We start from the raw sequence: 19,548 nt of genomic DNA, 5'->3' as shown, positions 1-19,548 counted from the left end.
TCAACGTTTCAATCTTTTTTATTTCGTTATCAAACTCCGTTTGGTAACTCCCGTTCTGTTTGGGATTGCAAAGGTAGAAATCTTTTTAGCATTGTCAAACTTTTTGTTAAAGTTTTTTCTTTTATTTTCCGAGCTCTTTAAACACTCTAAAAGAAATACCAATCTCTACTTTCAGCTCCTCAAATCAACCTTCTTCCTTATCCTTCTCACTCTTTCCCTTCCTCCGAAGCGGGTTGCAAAAGTAGGAAAATTATGCGCCTCCGCAAACTTAAATCAACTATTATCGAACTTTATTCTCTAACTACCTACAACACAATCAGAAAAACTGAATGGTATTTTAAATCCCATATATTAAATAGCCATTTGATCCGATTTTAACGCTTTATACAAATACCTTTCAAACAGAATTGTTCTGTCATTCTTTTCATTTCTCAATAGCCAGAGCAAATTTCGAGTAGATATTATCATATTTTACTTTCCGGCGCCAGTCTCCAATATATCGATTTGAGCTGAACATCAAAGCTAACCTTAAAAATTAGGCTAAAATGAGGTTAACCATCCATATCCGCATTAGTTTAAGGCCATAAATAAACCTAACATTAAAATCATGCACATTTTAAGGTCAAAAGAATTCTTTTTGTATATTTGGTTATGGCATATCCACTAAATCCCGATAGAAACAAACCATGGAATGATCTTCCATCACTTCCCATAGATAAAGAGTTGTATGAGGATATTCAAATATTCTCCCTTCTGGGAAATGCTAAAGCTGCACTCGGCAGATTACAAGGTCGTAGCATTGCTATTCCTAATCAGGGATTATTGATCAACTCTATAAGTTTACAAGAAGCCAAAGCATCGAATGCTATAGAAAATATCTTTACTACGGATGATGAACTTTATAAAGCCTATAGCGAACAACAGACTAAACAACAAGAAGGCCCAGCCAAAGAGATATTAAACTACAGGGAAGCCTTATGGTTAGGTTACGAGTATTTACAGGGCGAACAGTTATTTGATGACACTTATTTTATAAAGATGTACAGAACCGTCAGCCAGTTTAATGATGGCATAAGGTCCCCTATAGCACAAATCTATATCAAAGAAGGCGGCTCCGGCTTAAATGCGGGTAAAGCATCTTACACTCCGCCACGTGGTCCAGGTATTATAGAAGCAAAACTTAGCAATCTCATAGATTTTTTAAATGATGATCAGAAATATCCTCTAGATCCGCTCTTAAAAATGGCCATTGCTCATTTTCAATTTGAAGCCATTCATCCTTTCAGAGATGGCAATGGCAGAACAGGAAGAATATTTAATATTCATTACCTTACCAAAAAAGGCTTGCTTGATTATCCTATTCTGTTTTTAAGTCGTTACATCATGGACAACAAGGAAGATTATTATTCCACACTCTCTGGAATTGCCCAAAAAGGCAATTGGAAAAACTGGCTTCTCTTTATGTTAAAAGCCGTTGAAGTAACAGCCAACCTTACTTACAATAAGATCAATGATATTATCGCAGCTAAAGATGCCATCTTAGATGCCGTTATTGCTCAGGGAAATATCAATCGACCAGAGTCTCTGGTAAGCACCTTATTTACGGAACCCTTTACTCGGGTAAAACACCTTACCGATAGAGGTTTTTATGCAGAGAATACAGCACGTAAATATCTCGATGAATTATCAAACCTTGGAATTCTCGAAAAAAGGATGATACAGGGGAATAGCTATTACCTCAACCTGGAACTATACAGAATTCTTTCAGAATAATCTTAAAATGATATAAAACAAGAAAACCCGATAGCCAATTAGACTACCGGGTTTCTTTTAAGATTTGGCACCGACCTACTCTCCCACGTGTTACCGCAGTACCATCGGCTCTGGTGGGCTTGACTTCTCTGTTCGGAATGGGAAGAGGTAGACACCACCGATATAGGCACCTAAATATTTTTAATATCTTTTAATCAGCAAAGTTCTTCATTTTAATAGAAAAGCCAATAGTCTATTGACTACCGGCTTTCATTAAGATTTGGCACCGACCTACTCTCCCACGTGTTACCGCAGTACCATCGGCTCTGGTGGGCTTAACTTCTCTGTTCGGAATGGGAAGAGGTGGACACCACCGATATAGGCACCTAAATATTTTTAAGTATTTAGTTATATATCTCTCGATTAATTACACTAAACAAATGACATATTATTGAAAGAAGTTAAGTTTTGAAGAACAAACAACAGTGTTCTGCTCTTGAAAGCTTCGGATGATTAGTATTACTCGACTTTGATCTCACAACCTTTACATCTGTAACCTATCAACGTAGTAGTCTGCTACGGTCCTATATGGAATTCTCATCTCGTGGCTAGTTTCGCACTTAGATGCTTTCAGCGCTTATCTATTCCCAGCGTAGCTACTCTGCAATGCCCCTGGCGGAACAACAGATTCACTAGAGGCTAGTCCAACCCGGTCCTCTCGTACTAAGGTCAGCCCCACTCAAAATTCCTACGCCCACAACAGATAGGGACCGAACTGTCTCGCGACGTTCTGAACCCAGCTCGCGTGCCACTTTAATCGGCGAACAGCCGAACCCTTGGGACCTTCTCCAGCCCCAGGATGTGACGAGCCGACATCGAGGTGCCAAACCTCCCCGTCGATATGAGCTCTTGGGGGAGATCAGCCTGTTATCCCCAGCGTACCTTTTATCCTTTGAGCGATGGCCCTTCCATGCAGAACCACCGGATCACTATATCCGTCTTTCGACCCTGCTCGGCTTGTTTGCCTCACAGTCAAGCAAGCTTATGCTATTGCACTCCTCATACGGTTACCAAGCGTATTGAGCTTACCTTTGAAAGCCTCCGTTACCTTTTTGGAGGCGACCACCCCAGTCAAACTACCCATCAAACAATGTCCTTAGCTGTGCCAAGTTAGACACCGAATACAGAAAGGGTGGTATTTCAACGTTGACTCCACAACACCTGGCGATGCCGCTTCATAGTCTCCCACCTATCCTACACATCCTGTATCCAATGTCAATGTTAAATTGTAGTGAAGGTGCATGGGGTCTTTCCGTCCCGTTGCGGGTACCCGGCGTCTTCACCGGGACCACAATTTCACCGAGCTCATGGCTGAGACAGCGCCCAGATCGTTACACCATTCGTGCAGGTCGGAACTTACCCGACAAGGAATTTCGCTACCTTAGGACCGTTATAGTTACGGCCGCCGTTTACTGGGGCTTCGATTCAATGCTTCTCATTGCTGATGACATCCCCTCTTAACCTTCCAGCACCGGGCAGGTGTCAGGCCTTATACTTCATCTTTCGATTTTGCAAAGCCATGTGTTTTTGTTAAACAGTCGCCTGGGCCTTTTCACTGCGGCTGATATTGCTACCAGCGCCCCTTCTCCCGAAGTTACAGGGCCATTTTGCCGAGTTCCTTAGCCATGATTCACTCGAGCGCCTTAGAATTCTCTTCCCGGATACCTGTGTCGGTTTGCGGTACGGGTTTTTATAACCTGAAGCTTAGCGGTTTTTCTTGGAAGTCTGATTACCTGCACTATCCACGCCCCCGAAGGTTTGCGGTACTATCAGCGTTCAGCTAGACCGGCGGATTTGCCTACCAGTCCATTACCTACAGCCTTCAACGATCTATTCCGTCAGATCGCGGCAGTGTCACTACTCCGTCCCCACATCGCAGTTATAAAAAGTACGGAAATATTAATCCGTTGTCCATCGAATATCCCCTTCGGGTTCTCCTTAGGCCCCGACTAACCCTGATCCGATTAGCGTTGATCAGGAAACCTTATCCTTTCGGCGGGCAGGTTTCTCGCCTGCCTTATCGTTACTTATGCCTACATTTGCTTTTCCAGAAGCTCCAGCACAACTTACGTCATACCTTCGCTGCCGCTGGAATGCTCCCCTACCGTAATATTAATATTACCCATAGCTTCGGTGTACAATTTTATGCCCGTTTATTATCCATGCCCGATCGCTCGACTAGTGAGCTGTTACGCACTCTTTAAATGAATGGCTGCTTCCAAGCCAACATCCTAGCTGTCTATGCAATCGGACCTCGTTAGTTCAACTTAACTGTAACTTGGGGACCTTAGCTGATGGTCTGGGTTCTTTCCCTCTCGGCGCGTGACCTTAGCACCCCGCGCCTCACTGCCGTGTATATTAAATAGCATTCGGAGTTTGTCTGGATTTGGTAGGATTTGACTCCCCCGCACCCAATCAGTAGCTCTACCTCTATTTAACTCTACCACGACGCTGTTCCTAAAAACATTTCGGGGAGTACGAGCTATTTCCCAGTTTGATTAGCCTTTCACCCCTACCCACAGATCATCCGGAAACTTTTCAACGTTTATCGGTTCGGTCCTCCAGTACGTGTTACCGCACCTTCAACCTGTCCATGGGTAGATCACAAGGTTTCGCGTCTACCTCCCCTGACTATACGCCCTATTCAGACTCGCTTTCGCTTCGGATCCGTGTCTGAAACACTTAACCTTGCCAGAGAAGAGTAACTCGTAGGCTCATTATGCAAAAGGCACGCCGTCACGCCACCTGGACGCTCCGACCGCTTGTAAGCACACAGTTTCAGGTTCTATTTCACTCCCCTGTTCGGGGTTCTTTTCACCTTTCCCTCACGGTACTGGTTCACTATCGGTCTCTCAGGAGTATTTAGCCTTACCGGATGGTGCCGGCTGATTCCCACAAGGCGTCTCCGACCTCGCGGTACTCAGGATACTACTAGACTAATGGTACTTACGTGTACGAGGCTTTCACTCTATATTGCCAGGCTTCCCATCCTGTTCCACTTCATTGCATTATAATCATATCGTAGTCCTACAACCCCAGTCATGCCGTAACATTACTGGTTTGGGCTCTTTCCCTTTCGCTCGCCACTACTCAGGAAATCATTATTATTTTCTCTTCCTCTGCTTACTTAGATGTTTCAGTTCGGCAGGTTTGCGTATTATATACGACTAGTCTTCAACTAGCCAGGTTTCCCCATTCAGAAATCTCCGGATCAATTCATATTTGCTAATCCCCGAAGCTTATCGCAGCTTATCACGTCTTTCATCGCCTCTGAGAGCCAAGGCATCCCCTGTGTGCTCTTAATTACTTTCTTCTCTCCATACCCTTTTGCGCATATGGAAATGCTTTTTTGATTGTCATTTGACCTTCTTCAGATCAAGGATCAAAGAGCAAGAATGAAGGATAAAAACCGAAGTCTTTATTCCTGGATCTTTCATCTTTTATCCAATTAATAATCTGTTCCAATCAAACAACGTCTCTATTGTTGTTTGCTCTTCTTTTTTAACTTCTTCCAATATGTCAAAGAACTTTTCTATCCCGGGTCACTTTCCTTTTGGGTTGGTTTCCTATTTACGTGCCTTTTGTATTAGGCACCGGTGATGGTGGAGAATAACGGAGTCGAACCGTTGACCTCCTGCGTGCAAGGCAGGCGCTCTAGCCAGCTGAGCTAATCCCCCATTAAGATTCAATCTTATGTAGTCCCGAGCAGATTTGAACTGCTGACCCCTACATTATCAGTGTAGTGCTCTAACCAAACTGAGCTACGGGACTAGATGTCTATACTGCAGTATGGAGCACTAAACGATGCTTCATCCTATGGGTTTTTCTTTTTTGAGATCTTATCGTCATTTATATCATTCAGCGTAGCGAGTAGTCAAAACTACTCCAGAAAGGAGGTATTCCAGCCGCACCTTCCGGTACGGCTACCTTGTTACGACTTAGCCCCAGTTATCGGTTTTACCCTAGGACGCTCCTTGCGGTTACATACTTTAGGTACCCCCAACTTCCATGGCTTGACGGGCGGTGTGTACAAGGCCCGGGAACGTATTCACCGCGTCATTGCTGATACGCGATTACTAGCGAATCCAACTTCAAGAGGTCGAGTTGCAGACCTCTATCCGAACTGTGAATGGCTTTTTGAGATTCGCTTGCTGTTACCAGCTTGCTGCCCTCTGTACCATCCATTGTAGCACGTGTGTAGCCCCGGACGTAAGGGCCATGATGACTTGACGTCGTCCCCTCCTTCCTCTCTGTTTGCACAGGCAGTCTGTTTAGAGTCCCCACCTTAACGTGCTGGCAACTAAACATAGGGGTTGCGCTCGTTGCGGGACTTAACCCAACACCTCACGGCACGAGCTGACGACAGCCATGCAGCACCTAGTTTCGTGTGATTGCTCACTCATCTATCTCTAAATGATTCACTAACTTTCAAGCCCGGGTAAGGTTCCTCGCGTATCATCGAATTAAACCACATGCTCCTCCGCTTGTGCGGGCCCCCGTCAATTCCTTTGAGTTTCACCCTTGCGGGCGTACTCCCCAGGTGGAATACTTAACGCTTTCGCTTAGCCGCTAACTGTATATCGCTAACAGCGAGTATTCATCGTTTAGGGCGTGGACTACCAGGGTATCTAATCCTGTTTGATCCCCACGCTTTCGTGCCTCAGCGTCAATCACACCATAGTAAGCTGCCTTCGCAATCGGTGTTCTGTGACATATCTATGCATTTCACCGCTACTTGTCACATTCCGCCTACCTCTAGTGTATTCAAGCTCATCAGTATCAAGGGCACTGCGATGGTTGAGCCACCGTCTTTCACCCCTGACTTAATAAGCCGCCTACGCACCCTTTAAACCCAATAAATCCGGATAACGCTTGGATCCTCCGTATTACCGCGGCTGCTGGCACGGAGTTAGCCGATCCTTATTCCTTCGGTACATTCAGCTTATTACACGTAATAAGGTTTATTCCCGAATAAAAGCAGTTTACGACCCAGAGGGCTGTCTTCCTGCACGCGGCATGGCTGGTTCAGAGTTCCCTCCATTGACCAATATTCCTTACTGCTGCCTCCCGTAGGAGTCTGGTCCGTGTCTCAGTACCAGTGTGGGGGGCCATCCTCTCAGATCCCCTAGTCATCGTCGCCTTGGTGGGCCGTTACCCCGCCAACTAGCTAATGACACGCATGCCCATCTTAATCCTATAAATATTTGATCATTACACAATGCTGTGCTGTGATTTTATGCGGTGTTAATCCGAATTTCTTCGGGCTATCCCCCTGATTAAGGTAGGTTGCATACGCGTTACGCACCCGTGCGCCACTTTCATAAGGAGCAAGCTCCTTAATCTCGTTCGACTTGCATGTATTAGGCCTGCCGCTAGCGTTCATCCTGAGCCAGGATCAAACTCTCCATTGTAAAATGTTTTGTTTGAACACTGACCATTCTTAACTTGTATTAACAATAGTCTTATTCTAATTATATATTGTCTAGTTAGATTCTGACTTGAAAAAATAGCTTCGGTTTCATGTACTTTGAAATCGTACTATCTTACCTCGCTACGCTTTATAAATGACATCTCTTTAATGAACTTCTCGAATCGCCTCGCGGGTCTTCTTTATATTTCTTCGTTTCCTATTCTCTGTTTCGTCCTGGTCTTAATGTTCCTGGTTTCAGTTTCAAATCTTCAACGTTTCAATCTTTTTTATTTCGTTATCAAACTCCGTTTGAAAACTCCCGTTCTGTTTGGGATTGCAAAGGTAGAAATCTTTTTAGTATTGTCAAGCTTTTTATTAAAACTTTTTTTCTTTTATTTTCCGAGGCTGTTAAACGCTCTAAAAGAAATAACAATCTCTAATTTCATATCCTCAAATCAACCTTCTGCTTTATCCTTTTCACTGTTTCCCTTCCTCCGAAGCGGGTTGCAAAAGTAGGAAAATTATACCGCTATCCAAACCTATAACGAATATTATCGCGATTTCTTCTATAACTACCTACAATACAACCAGAAAAACTGAAGGGTATTTTAAAAGAGCAGGATCAGCGATACAGAATAGCGAGACTGGTATATGTAATGGTAGTATATATGGATACCAGGAAGCTGTCTATTGCTAAAAAAACTTTAAGTTATGGCTCGGTGGTACGGCTTAAGGCTAACAGGCACCTGTAAAATACAGCTGATCCCTTGACAAGGTATAAGACAAAGAGATAAGGCAACCATATGAAGTCGTAATTATTTAATCTTTTTTAGATCCTTTTTAGGACGTTGCTAGGTCCTTGCTAGGTCAAAATGACCTAACAAAGCTTTAAAAAAAATCAAAAAAATATTATACCATGTTTTCTTTAATAGGAGCTTATATAAATATCCATAAGTCAACTCAAACTTGATGATGTTAAAATATTAGCCCACAAAAAAGCCCTTATGATATTGCTATCAAAAGGGCCTATCTATAATTAAAATTGAGTATTAAAAGTTAAAATACGATTTAGCATTGTTGTAACAGATGTCTTGTACCACCTGTCCAATCCACTCCGTATTGTCCGGCAATTCACCTTTCTCTACGTCTTCTCCAAAAAGATTACATAAAATACGTCTGAAATACTCATGACGCGGGTAAGAAAGGAAACTCCTTGAGTCGGTAAGCATACCTACAAAACGGCTCAACAGTCCCATATTAGACAACGCATTGATCTGTTTAATCATTCCGTCTTTCTGATCAAGGAACCACCATCCCGATCCCCATTGCACTTTTCCTGCAACAGTTCCATCGTTGTAATTCCCAATCATAGTTGCCATCAACTCATTATCGGCAGGATTTAAATTATACAAAATGGTCTTAGCCAGTCTGTTTTGCGAATCGAGGTTATTTAAGAACTTAGAAAGCTGTTTGCCTTGACTAAAATCACCGATCGAATCGAAACCTGTATCAGGGCCTAGCTGACTCAACAACCTGTTGTTGTTGTTTCTTAAAGCACCCAGGTGATATTGTTGTACCCAGCCCTTTTCATGATCCCAAAGTGCAAACTCGAACAACATTGCCGATTTAAATTGCAGTACCTCCTCTAAAGTTAAAGCAGCATTAGCTCTGATCTTCGTAAAAATAGCTTTAACCTCTGCTAAAGTGTAATCTTCGGCATAAATCTGCTCCAAACCATGATCTGAAACAGTACAGCCATTCGCTGCAAAATAATCATGACGCGATTTCAAAGCCGACAAATAGGTATCCAAATCATTAATCTCCCCTCCTGTTAATTCTGAAAGCTTATTAATATAAGTGTTTAATCCGGCTACATCATCAGCATTCATTGCCTTATCCGGTCTAAAAGCCGGTAGCACTTTAATATCTACACCATCATTCTTGATTTTCTGATGGAATTCCAAACTATCAAGTGGATCATCAGTAGTACATAAAGTCTCTACCCTCATTTTGCGAAGTAAGTTCTGAACAGAATACTCCGGAGTTTGAAGTTTAGCAGTACATTCATTATATATACGTTCTGCATTATCGGCCGACAATACTTCATGTATATCAAAGTAACGCTGTAATTCCAGGTGGGTCCAATGGTATAGTGGGTTTCTTAAAGTATAAGGAACAGTTTCTGCCCATTTCTTAAATTTCTCAAGGTCTGTTGCCCCCCCGGTGATATAGTATTCATCCACACCATTTGCGCGCATGGCACGCCATTTATAATGGTCGCCCGCCAACCAAACCTGTGTAATGTTTTCAAAGTTGATGTCATTTGCAATTTGCTCCGGGATCAAATGATTGTGATAATCAATCACAGGCATTTGCTTTGCATAATCATGATACAGCTTCTCAGCTGTTTTGGTTTCTAATAGAAAATTATCGTCTAAAAAATTCTTCATCTAACGCTGTTTATATATAGTATATATATGTTCATTATTATATCAGGTTTCCTTACAAGGAAACACCTCTTTTCCATGGAATAAAATCATCCTGAATATGGCGTACTGCACTAACAGTAGTTGTACCGCTCGCTACACCAATTACATAATCTAAAATTCGGCTACCTGCCTGTTTAATGGTTTCATCGCCATCTATAATAGGTCCTGTATCCAAATCAATGATGTCGCTCATTTTGTTAAACAGTTTGGTATTGCTCGATATCTTAATCACCGGAGCGATAGGGTTACCAGTCGGTGTTCCTAATCCTGTTGTAAACAGCACCACGTTAGCGCCCGATCCTACTTCAGCTGTTGTAGATTCTACATCATTACCCGGTGTACACAATAAGTTTAACCCAGGTTTAAATACTTTCTCAGGATAATCCAATACGGCAACAACCGGAGAGGTCCCTCCTTTTTTAGCCGCACCCGCAGATTTAATGGCATCTGTAATCAGACCATCTTTAATGTTACCAGGTGAAGGATTCATGTCAAAACCGGAACCTGCTTCAGTAGCTCTTTTGCTATAAGTTTTCATCAAATACTCGAAACGTTCGGCATCTTCTTTATCTACACAACGGTCGCTCAGGTTTTGTTCTACACCACAAAGCTCAGGGAACTCTGCTAGGATTACCGATCCACCAAGCGCCACCAATAAATCAGATGCATAACCAATTGCAGGATTTGCTGATATTCCGGAGAAACCATCAGAACCACCACATTCGAGACCGATACAAAGGTTACTTAATGGGGCAGGTTTCCGCTCGTTGGCATTAGCCTGTATCAAGCCGGCAAAAGTTTGTTTAATTGCCTGGCTCAACAGTTCCGATTCTTTACCTATCGTTTGCTGATCCAGGATATAAAGCGGCTTATCAAAATTGCGGCTTCTTTTTTCTATTTCTTCTTTAAGGATACTTACCTGTGCATTCTGGCAGCCTAAGCTTAACACCGTCGCACCAGCAACATTTGGATGCGTAATATAACCGGCCAGCAAACCACAAAGGGTTTCAGAATCCTGACGCGTACCACCGCAACCACCTGTATGGGTTAAGAACTTGATGCCATCCACATTTGGAAACATGCGATTTTGCTTTGCTACACTTTCGGAATAGGTAAGCTGGGCATTTAAGATATCATTTACGCTGGCGCCTTTTTCATAAAGCGACATCAATTCTTTGGCTTGCGATTGGTAGTTTTCATTTCTACCATAACCAAGATTATTCATCAATGCTTCCTGTAATACTTCAAGGTTTCTGTTTTCACAAAAAACCATCGGTATTACCAACCAGTAATTAGCGGTACCTACTTGTCCATCGGTACGGTGAAAACCATTAAAGGTCCTGTCCTTCCATTCCGAAATATCGGGTTTCTCCCAGTTGATGTGTGCATCAGTAGCATTAAACTCCGTAGCAGCGTGTTTAATATTACTGGTAGTGATGATAGAGCCTACAGGAATATCTATTTGTGCTTTACCGACTAAAACGCCATACATAATCAACTGATCGCCGGCCGATAAGTCCATAGTGGTAAATTTATGTTTTGCAGGTACATTATCTGTCAGCAAATAAGATTGGTCTTCGTAAATTACCTCTTCCCCTTTCACAAGGTCCGTAAGCGCAACCAGCACATTATCCTTAGGGTGAACCTTTAATATTTTTTGCTTCATTATTTTGATACTTGTAGTGATTGATCAATGCCAGCCAAAGCATTGGCTACACCATTTTTCAATATATTGTTATAATTCTCTTTTACAGTACTGTTAAAGCCATCAAGAGCAGAAAGATCAGTCCCCCATAATCCATTGTTGGCCAGCACTAAATTTACATAATCCGCATCACTTTGCTGGGCAGCTTCATAAAAATATGACGCTTCATCATCAGTAATCAGGTATTCTCTTCCTTCGTAGTTTCCAAAATACTGATTGCCTTCTTTTCTTGCAGCTTTCATAAACAACAGAAATGCAGCAAAACCTAAAGCAATATGTGCAGGCACTTTATTGTTGATTTTATAATAGTTTAGCAATACCGGCAGTACCCTTATTTTCATTTTCATGGTGTACTGGAAGGTAATGTTGATCCATAAATGCTCAATATTAGGATTTGCAAAACGATCTATTACCGTATTGGCAAATGCCACAGCCTCCGCTTCAGCAACATCATAAGGTATAGCACCCACGATTTCCTGCATCATCAGTTCTTTCACATAGTTGCGGGTAGCTTCATTATTCATCGCTTTCGTAACCGTATCTATGCCAGACAAATAGGCTATACCTGAAGTAAGGGTATGTGATCCGTTTAGCAAACGCACTTTCAGCTCTTTAAAGATCTCGATATCGGGTCTTACAATTACCCCTTGATCAGCAGCTTCCAGTCCCAACAGGGCCGAAACCTTCTCGTCGCCTTCAATTGCCCACAAGCGATAAGGCTCAGCCATAATGATCAGTTCATCAGTATAACCAAGGGCAGTTTCTAGTTTTGCCAGCGCCGCTGCATCAGGTTTACCCGGAACGATACGATCTACCAATGAATTACAAAAACGAATATGTGTGCTCAACCAGGCTGTAAATGCAGCATCTAATTCATTAAAGGCTACAAGTTCAAGTACTATAGCTTCCAGTTTCTTTCCATTATCAGAAATTAGCTCTGTAGCAATCACGGCAAGGTCAGCAACTTCTGTATTACCCAAAGCTTTATATCTGGCATACAATACTGCCAACAACTTAGCCGGAAATGATACCGGTGGTTTTTGAGCTATACTTTCTTTTACCAATTGTATCCCTACTTCTGTGGTATTAGATACGATAATGTTTAATTCCGGAGAACTGGCAATTTCCAATATTGTATTCCAATCCTGATCGGCAGTAAGCACGCGGCTGATCGCTGATGAGATGATATTTTCTTCAACAGGCTGTCCGTTTTCAATTCCTCTTACACATATCGTATATAAACTATCCTGTTCATCAAATTCTTTTGTACCGCCTTTACTTGTCGATTTGACCACTGCCACTCTACCGTTAAACAAGCCATTTCTGTTGGCTTTATCTATAAAATAATCTGGTAATCCTCGCAATAGCACACCTGTTCCAAATTGCAATACCTTTTCAGGAAGGTTAAATAGTTCTTCTTTTGGAAGGATCAAACCGACAGCGTTAATGTCGGCTAAAGTATTTTTTGATAAGTTCATATTCAGTTTTTATACGGTCGTAAAACAAGTCTACGTAATTATTATAAGTTAAAAATGCTGTTTCAGCGTAATTATTTACGCAAACGTTCTCGATAACGATTTCGTTATCTACCTAAATCGTTTTTAACGAGGCAGGGTATTTCTTCAGCAACGGGTTTGTTGGCCAGGTCCCATACCAGGCATAGCCAAAACATCTTTCAGATCAATGTGACGCTTGTTTTCATGATCGTCTTATTTATTTTTTATTTGCAAGACATTCGCATTGGCGCCATGACCGAACTCAGCTTGTGCCTTCGCTTTTGTTGTATTGGTTTCTGATAACATAATATCAGCATTTTTATCCCCATTTACTCTGAACAATAAATCTGCATTGCTATATTTTATGTTTTTCAATCCAATAGACTTCCCATTTTGGATATAGATTAAAGGTTGTGCATTTTTTATCTCCAGATGGGCATTAGAAATATGTATATTTTTTGCTTCCTGTATGTCGATTCCTGCTTTAGCTTTAATGATTAAATTATCCAGATAAATGTCACTGATGCTCATTTCCGGCAAACCTCTAACAAATACAGCTTTCCGAGCACCATCACAAACTATATTATTTATATAAAACTGTCTAAACACCGGGGTTGCTTCGGTAACAGGTAATAACTGCACTTTCGGGGTTTCTCTTGTTTCTCCTGCCAAGGGCACCGGATCAACGGCAGCATAATACATATCAAAAAGAATGGCTTCTTCGGCAATGTCTTTCATATTGATGTTCTTCGCATAAATGTTTTCGACTACACCACCACGACCTCTGGTCGTTTTAAAACGCAGACCAATATCAGTACCTATAAACGTGCAATCTGATACAAATATATTTCTTGCTCCACCTGACATTTCGCTACCAATTACAAAACCACCGTGTGCATGGTATACTGTACTGTTGCGAATAATTACGTTTTCTGTTGGCATACCGCGTTTACGTCCAGCTTCATCGCGACCTGATTTTATACAAATACCATCATCTCCTACATCAAATGTGCTACCTTCTACCAATACATTTTTACAAGATTCCAGATCCAATCCATCACCATTTTGGGCATACCAAGGGTTTTTAGCATATACGTTTCTAATGATTAAATCTTCTGTCATTAAAGGATGAAGATTCCATGCCGGCGAATTCTGGAAGGTTACGCCTTCCAGCAATACACGTTTACATCTGGTGAGCACCATTAAATTGGGGCGTAAAAAATCCTTTATTTCAGCATAAAAAGCAGCATTCTTTCCCTTAACCACCATACCGGGATCTTTCATTTTAGAACCTTTAAGTGATTTTTCTGAGGGATACCAAATCTTCTTATTCTCACTCAGCACCCCACCAGATGCCAACAAGTCTTTCCATTGGCTTTCGGTAAGTTTATCTTTTTTCACCATTCGCCATGCTTCTCCTGCGCCATCGATAATGCCCGAACCGGTAATGGCAATATTTTGTTGACCAATGGCCCATATTGGGGATTGGTTACGCATTTGAGGTATTCCTTCCCAACTACCTTCTACTAATGGATATTGATCAAAATCTTTGGTAAACTGTAGCAATGCATTCTTCTTCAGGTGTAGGTTTACATTACTTTTCAATTCTATTGGTCCCGTAAGCCATAGCCCTTCCGGAATGAGAACTACACCACCTCCACGCTTATTGCAATCAGATATAGCTTGATTTATGCTATTCGTATTTAAGGTAATCCCATCATTTTTCGCACCATATTTAAGAATGCTTATGGTATCATTTTTAAAAGAGGTTGTAGCAATTACCGGTAGATTATCAAAAGAATACGCCTTTGAGGCATTTTTATTTTGCGCAGTGGCATTAAACGACAACACAAATAGTGGCACAGCGCATATAGCAGACACTAATTTTTCACACTTAAACATAAAACTTATATTTGATTTTTACTCAATAAAACAAGTCTACGTAGTTTTGTATAAGATTTAAACTAAAAAGCCGAAAATAACTGCGCAATCGTTGCCAAAACCAAATAGGGATATACTTCAAATTTATTGCACAGGTTGCCAACCCTTAAATATTTGTGTAACGGTATACTCCTTAGCCTCTTGATCGCTGAGCTGATGAGACCAACTTACTCTTTTTTCAGGTTGTGCTCCTATTCCTTTACTCTTATATTCTGCATAGAAAGCTGTTTTCTCATTACTTTCTTTGCCCCAGTTGTGCCAACCCTCCGCTTTTATTACAGCTCCGAGTTCACAGTTTAAGAAAACAGTTTTTGCAGCCGGGCGCCATGGTCTGCCTAAATAAACTGAACCATCGGGCGCGGAACCATTGATTTTACAGCTCATAAATACGTAGCCGTATTTGGTTGTATCGGGTGTAGAAGCTGCAGTAACATAACCCGGTTTCTTGCAGAAAATTTCACATTTATCAAAGATTACTGTAGCAGATCCGAATATAAAATCTACAGTACCGCTGATGTAGCATTTATAAAAGTATTGCCTGCTTCCTTTTCCATAAGTATATAGGGTATCCTGAAAACCCAGCATCTTACAATTTAGGAAGCGGGCCTTATCTCCTGCAATCCAAAGGGCTACAGCCTGACCAACAGGTCCGGCACTATTCTCAAAGGTGATATTTTCGGCGGTAAAGTCATCACCGTAAATGAAGAATGACGAAGATCCGGTAGTACCAATATCTTTGCCAAGACTGTCTTTCTTTTGCGCGTAGTCATCATAGGTAAGTATCGTTTTATCGGTACTTTCTCCTAACATCCTTACTTTCCGTTTAGCAGCTGAGAGATTTAATTTCTCTTTATACACTCCATTTTTTATGAATATAGTAGTCGTTGTATTTTTAAAATCAGGAACAGCATTTATCGCTTCCTGTATGGTTTTAAAATTTCCACTTCCATCTTTTGCCACCACAAAATCTGCTTTTTGGGCAAAAGCAGTATAAAAATAGAGTAGGCAAGTAAGGCATAAAAGTAATCTTTTCATTTCGGCGTATAAATTTAGTTAGTCTTTCAACAACAAATTACATTGTTTTAATAATAGATTTTTTAAGTCCAACTGTTTAATTTGTGCAATCGTTTGCGATATCATTGCTTTCCGGAGTTAATATTATAAGAATAACCTTATATTGCATCTTATTTAGTTTTTATGTTCGAGCCACCTACCTTAAAAGATATCGCGAATGCCTTAGGACTATCCACTTCTACAGTATCCAGGGCCTTAAGGGACACTTACGAGATTAGTGCCAAAACAAAAAAACTGGTATTTGACTATGCTGAAAAGATCAACTATCAGCCCAATCCCAATGCATTAAGTTTAAAAGAACGAAGAACAAAATCTATTGGTGTAGTAGTCAGTGAAGTTGCCAATCATTACTTTTCTCAGGCCATCAATGGCATTGAATCTATTGCCTACGACAGGGGGTATCACGTTATCATTACACAAACCCATGAGTCGTACGCCCGGGAAAAAATAAATATCCAACATCTCGCTTCCCGTTCTATTGATGGTTTGCTGATCTCTCTTTCTGCCGAAACTTCAGATACGGCTCATTTAAAGTATTTACATGAAAGGGGTATGCCGATGGTCTTTTTCGACAGGGTTCCTAATGACATTCATACGCATAAAATTACGGCTAATAATGAACTGGGGGCATTTGATGCTACAGCTCATCTGCTCAAATCAGGCTACAAAAAAATTGCCCACCTTACCAGTTCCGAACATCTCTCTATCAGTATTGAGCGCTTACGTGGATATACCACTGCTCTGAATAAATATGGCATTAATGTTAATCCTGATTATATCAAACATTGCCCTCATGGCGGTATGTTTCCGGAAGAGACGGAGCAGGCTGTGTTGGAACTGATCAATCTTAAGGATAAACCTGATGCAATTTTTATAGCGGGCGACCGCTTATCTATTGGTTGTCTTGAAGTGTTGAAAAAACTAAACATCAAAGTTCCTGAGCAAATTGCACTTGCAGGATTTAGTAACTCTGATGTGCTGAACCTATTTGAATATCCGATTAGTTCTGTTAGACAACCGGCATTTGAAATGGGTGAAGCTGCAACAGAAATGCTGCTGCAGCTTATTGAAAGTAAATATCCTATAACCGAATTTGAGAATCGGGTGATTGACACTGAATTGTTTACCCGTAACTAACCTCTTATTTGGTAACTAACTTACCATTGATCGTTACATTTTCTAGTTTAAGATCTTTCACATGATCTATTTTCATTGGTGTTTTTACGCCACGAATGTTGCAGTTGATCATTCTTAGGTTTTCAACAGGTGATTCTTTATAGGCATTTACAAAAATTGCGTAATCGCCGCCCTTTTCTACGTCCACGTTTTCTACCCAAACGTTTCTTATCACCGGCATAAAGCTACCTGGCTGCTCATAAAACATATTACATGTAACTGCCGCATCACGATAAGCACCTACTTTAATGTCTTTCATAAATACATTTTCAATAATACCACCTCTGCTAGAGCTTGTTTTCAGTCTTAAAATCCGGTCTAAGTTTGGGCTATCCATGATGCAACTGATGGCAAATATGTTCCTGGCTCCTCCTGAGATTTCGCTGCCAATTACCACACCACCATGTCCATCTTTCATCTCACAATTCTCTATAATGTGATTTTCGGCGGGTTTCCCAATTCTGCGACCATCCTGATCTCTTCCCGATTTGATAGCTATGCAATCATCACCTGTATCAAAATAGCAGTTCCTGATCAATATATTTTTACAAGACTCTGGATCAATACCATCCGTATTGGAACCATGCGCAATAATCCTTAAATCTTCCATCGTTACATTTTCGCACAATACAGGATTTACATTCCACATTGGTGAATTAACCATTTTTACGCCAGAAATCAGTATGTTGTTACAGCTATAAAGCTGGATAAAATTTGGACGTAAAAAACTGCCATCACCAAATACCCTGGTTTTAGGATCAGTTTGTTTCCTATTTAATTCATGTAACAGATCTCTTGCTTTAACTTGTTTTGATGGCTTACCAACATTCCATGAATACCAATCTTTATAAGTTGCATTACCGTCTAATATTCCATTACCTGTAATGGCTATGTTTTTCTGACCATAAGCATAAATCAATGCCGAGTAATTCATCAGCTCCATGCCTTCCCATCTTCCAAATACAATCGGGTAGTCCTTAGGATTTACGCTAAAAGTGATCTTTGCATTATCAACCAGATGCAGGTTTACATTACTTTTTAAGTGAATTGCACCTGTTAAATAATTACCCAAAGGAACAACTACTCTACCGCCACCATTTTTAGCGCAATCGGCAATTGCCTTTTTAAAAGCTTCAGTATTCAACGTTTTTCCATCTCCTTTTGCACCATAACTAGTGATTAAAAAATCTTTAGCAGGAAAAACCGGAGCATTAATCTGTTTTCTAATCAGTGCCATTTCCGCTAATGGCTCTGCCGTACTTTTCCAAATTGTTGCCGGTTGTTGCGCAGCTGTGTCCAAAACCAACATTGCAAAAATTGTTGCCAGAAAGCCCCTAAGCTTATACTTAGCATTTGTAGTAAAACTCATGATTGTACCTAATTAAAATAAAAATATCTGTTACTATTTACCATTTCTCTTTACCCAAGCCGGATACACCTTTTCGAGTACTTTTTTGGGCCAGGTCCCATACCAGGCATAGCCATTACGCCTTTCATAACCAATATCTTGAATTGAATATTTCACAATGCCATCCCGATCGCAAAAGAAAGGTTTGTTCGTTCCGATCTCATAATACCTTGCCCATATTGTGGATGCATCATCAGCCACCAACTGTCTATCTTTTCCTTTCTCTGTACCTGGTGCCGGCACTTCAATAATTTTATATCCTACAATTTTCACCGTCTGAAACCATTCTACAGCTGCATTTATGGCATCCTTGATTTCTCTTGAAGGATTTGGCTGGCTCATTAGAAATTCAACGATTTCATCGCTTTCGGAACCACTTATAGAAGGTAACTCATAGGCTCTGGCCTTTGCAGGTTCTAATGTTCGCTCATCATATTGCTGACACCAGGCGGTAAGCTTACCGTTTACTTTGATCTGTGTTTTTAGAATGCAGTCAATCCCCTTTTTTATAGCATTGGCACTTGGCTCGATTAGCTTCTCGCTAACCACTTCAAAGTCATTTTGTTTGAGGACTACATCTTGCAATACATTCAATGCGTTGATCATCGCATTGTCGTTATAGGTAATATGAGCTCTATAAAAACGCTTATCAGGATAATACTGCGGCCATCCACCATTTTGATATTGCGCTTTTAACAAATAGCGAATACCATCTTCGGCAGCGGCAAGATATTTTGGATTCTTGTCCTTTTTATAGGCTTTAACCAAATACCTGATTTCCTTGGCAGTCGCACCGTTATCAATATTTGCATCATCTTTCCTTGCTTCGGCTGCTATCTCAGATTTTTCGCTATCCGAAAACTCGACATCATATTTAAAGGCTTTGCCTTTGAATTGCTTAGACCAGCCCCCATTCCCACGTTGAAACAATAGCATATTATCTGCCTGCAGATCCTGGGCATTAACCTGCACAAAACACAGGCAGGCAACACCACTTAATACAATCTTTGTTATATTTTTATACGATTTCATTGCTT

General features: G+C 41.0%; 9 protein-coding genes, 2 tRNA genes and 4 rRNA genes. 2 read left to right on the top strand and 13 right to left on the bottom strand.

From position 1 onward, the window contains the following. Window positions 1-651: 651 nt before the first annotated feature. Complete coding sequence (locus tag P0Y49_03935; protein ID WEK20294.1) at window positions 652-1,773, top strand: Fic family protein; 1,122 nt, start codon at window positions 652-654, stop codon at window positions 1,771-1,773. A 62-nt stretch (window positions 1,774-1,835) separates the two neighbouring features. On the opposite strand, the gene rrf (P0Y49_03930) is transcribed toward P0Y49_03935, so the two are convergent. The 11 genes from rrf (P0Y49_03930) to P0Y49_03880 form a co-directional block, all read right to left on the bottom strand. Then, a 5S ribosomal RNA gene (rrf, locus tag P0Y49_03930) occupies window positions 1,836-1,947 on the bottom strand. 83 nt (window positions 1,948-2,030) lie between these two features. Next, window positions 2,031-2,142, bottom strand: a 5S ribosomal RNA gene (gene rrf, locus P0Y49_03925). Between the two features lie 104 nt (window positions 2,143-2,246). Continuing rightward, window positions 2,247-5,125 (bottom strand): 23S ribosomal RNA (locus P0Y49_03920). Between the two features lie 287 nt (window positions 5,126-5,412). Further along, window positions 5,413-5,489 (bottom strand) — tRNA-Ala (locus P0Y49_03915). A gap of 19 nt (window positions 5,490-5,508) precedes the next feature. Further along, window positions 5,509-5,583: transfer RNA gene (locus P0Y49_03910), tRNA-Ile, on the bottom strand. Between the two features lie 118 nt (window positions 5,584-5,701). Beyond that, window positions 5,702-7,223: ribosomal RNA gene (locus P0Y49_03905) — 16S ribosomal RNA — on the bottom strand. Together the 16S, 23S and 5S rRNA genes with 2 tRNA genes alongside form the textbook arrangement of a ribosomal RNA operon. Before the next feature lie 1,048 nt (window positions 7,224-8,271). Further along, window positions 8,272-9,672: a glucuronate isomerase gene (gene uxaC / locus P0Y49_03900; GenBank protein WEK20293.1), complete on the bottom strand. Its 1,401-nt coding sequence runs from the start codon at window positions 9,670-9,672 to the stop codon at window positions 8,272-8,274. 52 nt (window positions 9,673-9,724) lie between these two features. Next, window positions 9,725-11,377 (bottom strand): altronate dehydratase family protein, encoded by a 1,653-nt coding sequence (locus tag P0Y49_03895; GenBank protein WEK20292.1) that lies wholly within the window; start codon window positions 11,375-11,377, stop codon window positions 9,725-9,727. Continuing rightward, a complete protein-coding gene (locus P0Y49_03890; GenBank protein WEK20291.1) occupies window positions 11,377-12,894 on the bottom strand; it encodes a tagaturonate reductase in 1,518 nt (505 codons plus the stop codon). Before P0Y49_03890 ends, P0Y49_03895 begins: the two co-directional genes overlap by 1 nt. A gap of 231 nt (window positions 12,895-13,125) precedes the next feature. Then, complete coding sequence (locus P0Y49_03885; GenBank protein ID WEK20290.1) at window positions 13,126-14,814, bottom strand: glycoside hydrolase family 28 protein; 1,689 nt, start codon at window positions 14,812-14,814, stop codon at window positions 13,126-13,128. A gap of 123 nt (window positions 14,815-14,937) precedes the next feature. After that, window positions 14,938-15,888, bottom strand: coding sequence for a pectinesterase family protein (locus P0Y49_03880; protein WEK20289.1), 951 nt, complete (start codon window positions 15,886-15,888; stop codon window positions 14,938-14,940). Between the two features lie 162 nt (window positions 15,889-16,050). Here P0Y49_03880 and P0Y49_03875 point away from each other — a divergent pair, with 162 nt between their 5' ends. Further along, on the top strand, window positions 16,051-17,064 hold the full coding sequence (locus P0Y49_03875) for a LacI family DNA-binding transcriptional regulator (protein WEK20288.1): 1,014 nt from the start codon (window positions 16,051-16,053) through the stop codon (window positions 17,062-17,064). Between the two features lie 4 nt (window positions 17,065-17,068). Here P0Y49_03875 and P0Y49_03870 read toward each other — a convergent pair whose 3' ends face one another. Next, window positions 17,069-18,472, bottom strand: coding sequence for a glycoside hydrolase family 28 protein (locus tag P0Y49_03870; GenBank protein WEK20287.1), 1,404 nt, complete (start codon window positions 18,470-18,472; stop codon window positions 17,069-17,071). A 33-nt stretch (window positions 18,473-18,505) separates the two neighbouring features. After that, window positions 18,506-19,543: a pectate lyase gene (pelA, locus tag P0Y49_03865; GenBank protein ID WEK20286.1), complete on the bottom strand. Its 1,038-nt coding sequence runs from the start codon at window positions 19,541-19,543 to the stop codon at window positions 18,506-18,508. Window positions 19,544-19,548: the final 5 nt, after the last annotated feature.

Origin of the sequence: Candidatus Pedobacter colombiensis, assembly GCA_029202485.1 — a bacterium.
GTDB lineage: Bacteria > Bacteroidota > Bacteroidia > Sphingobacteriales > Sphingobacteriaceae > Pedobacter > Pedobacter colombiensis.
This window is presented reverse-complemented; position numbering and strand designations above follow the sequence as displayed.

Bases quoted from the DNA above. Each gene is read 5' to 3' on its own strand.
- P0Y49_03935 (WEK20294.1), top strand. From the start codon at position 652: ATGGCATATCCACTAAATCCCGATAGAAACAAACCATGGAATGATCTT.
- uxaC (WEK20293.1), bottom strand. From the start codon at position 9,672: ATGAAGAATTTTTTAGACGATAATTTTCTATTAGAAACCAAAACAGCT.
- P0Y49_03895 (WEK20292.1), bottom strand. From the start codon at position 11,377: ATGAAGCAAAAAATATTAAAGGTTCACCCTAAGGATAATGTGCTGGTT.
- P0Y49_03890 (WEK20291.1), bottom strand. From the start codon at position 12,894: ATGAACTTATCAAAAAATACTTTAGCCGACATTAACGCTGTCGGTTTG.
- P0Y49_03885 (WEK20290.1), bottom strand. From the start codon at position 14,814: ATGTTTAAGTGTGAAAAATTAGTGTCTGCTATATGCGCTGTGCCACTA.
- P0Y49_03880 (WEK20289.1), bottom strand. From the start codon at position 15,888: ATGAAAAGATTACTTTTATGCCTTACTTGCCTACTCTATTTTTATACT.
- P0Y49_03875 (WEK20288.1), top strand. From the start codon at position 16,051: ATGTTCGAGCCACCTACCTTAAAAGATATCGCGAATGCCTTAGGACTA.
- P0Y49_03870 (WEK20287.1), bottom strand. From the start codon at position 18,472: ATGAGTTTTACTACAAATGCTAAGTATAAGCTTAGGGGCTTTCTGGCA.
- pelA (WEK20286.1), bottom strand. From the start codon at position 19,543: ATGAAATCGTATAAAAATATAACAAAGATTGTATTAAGTGGTGTTGCC.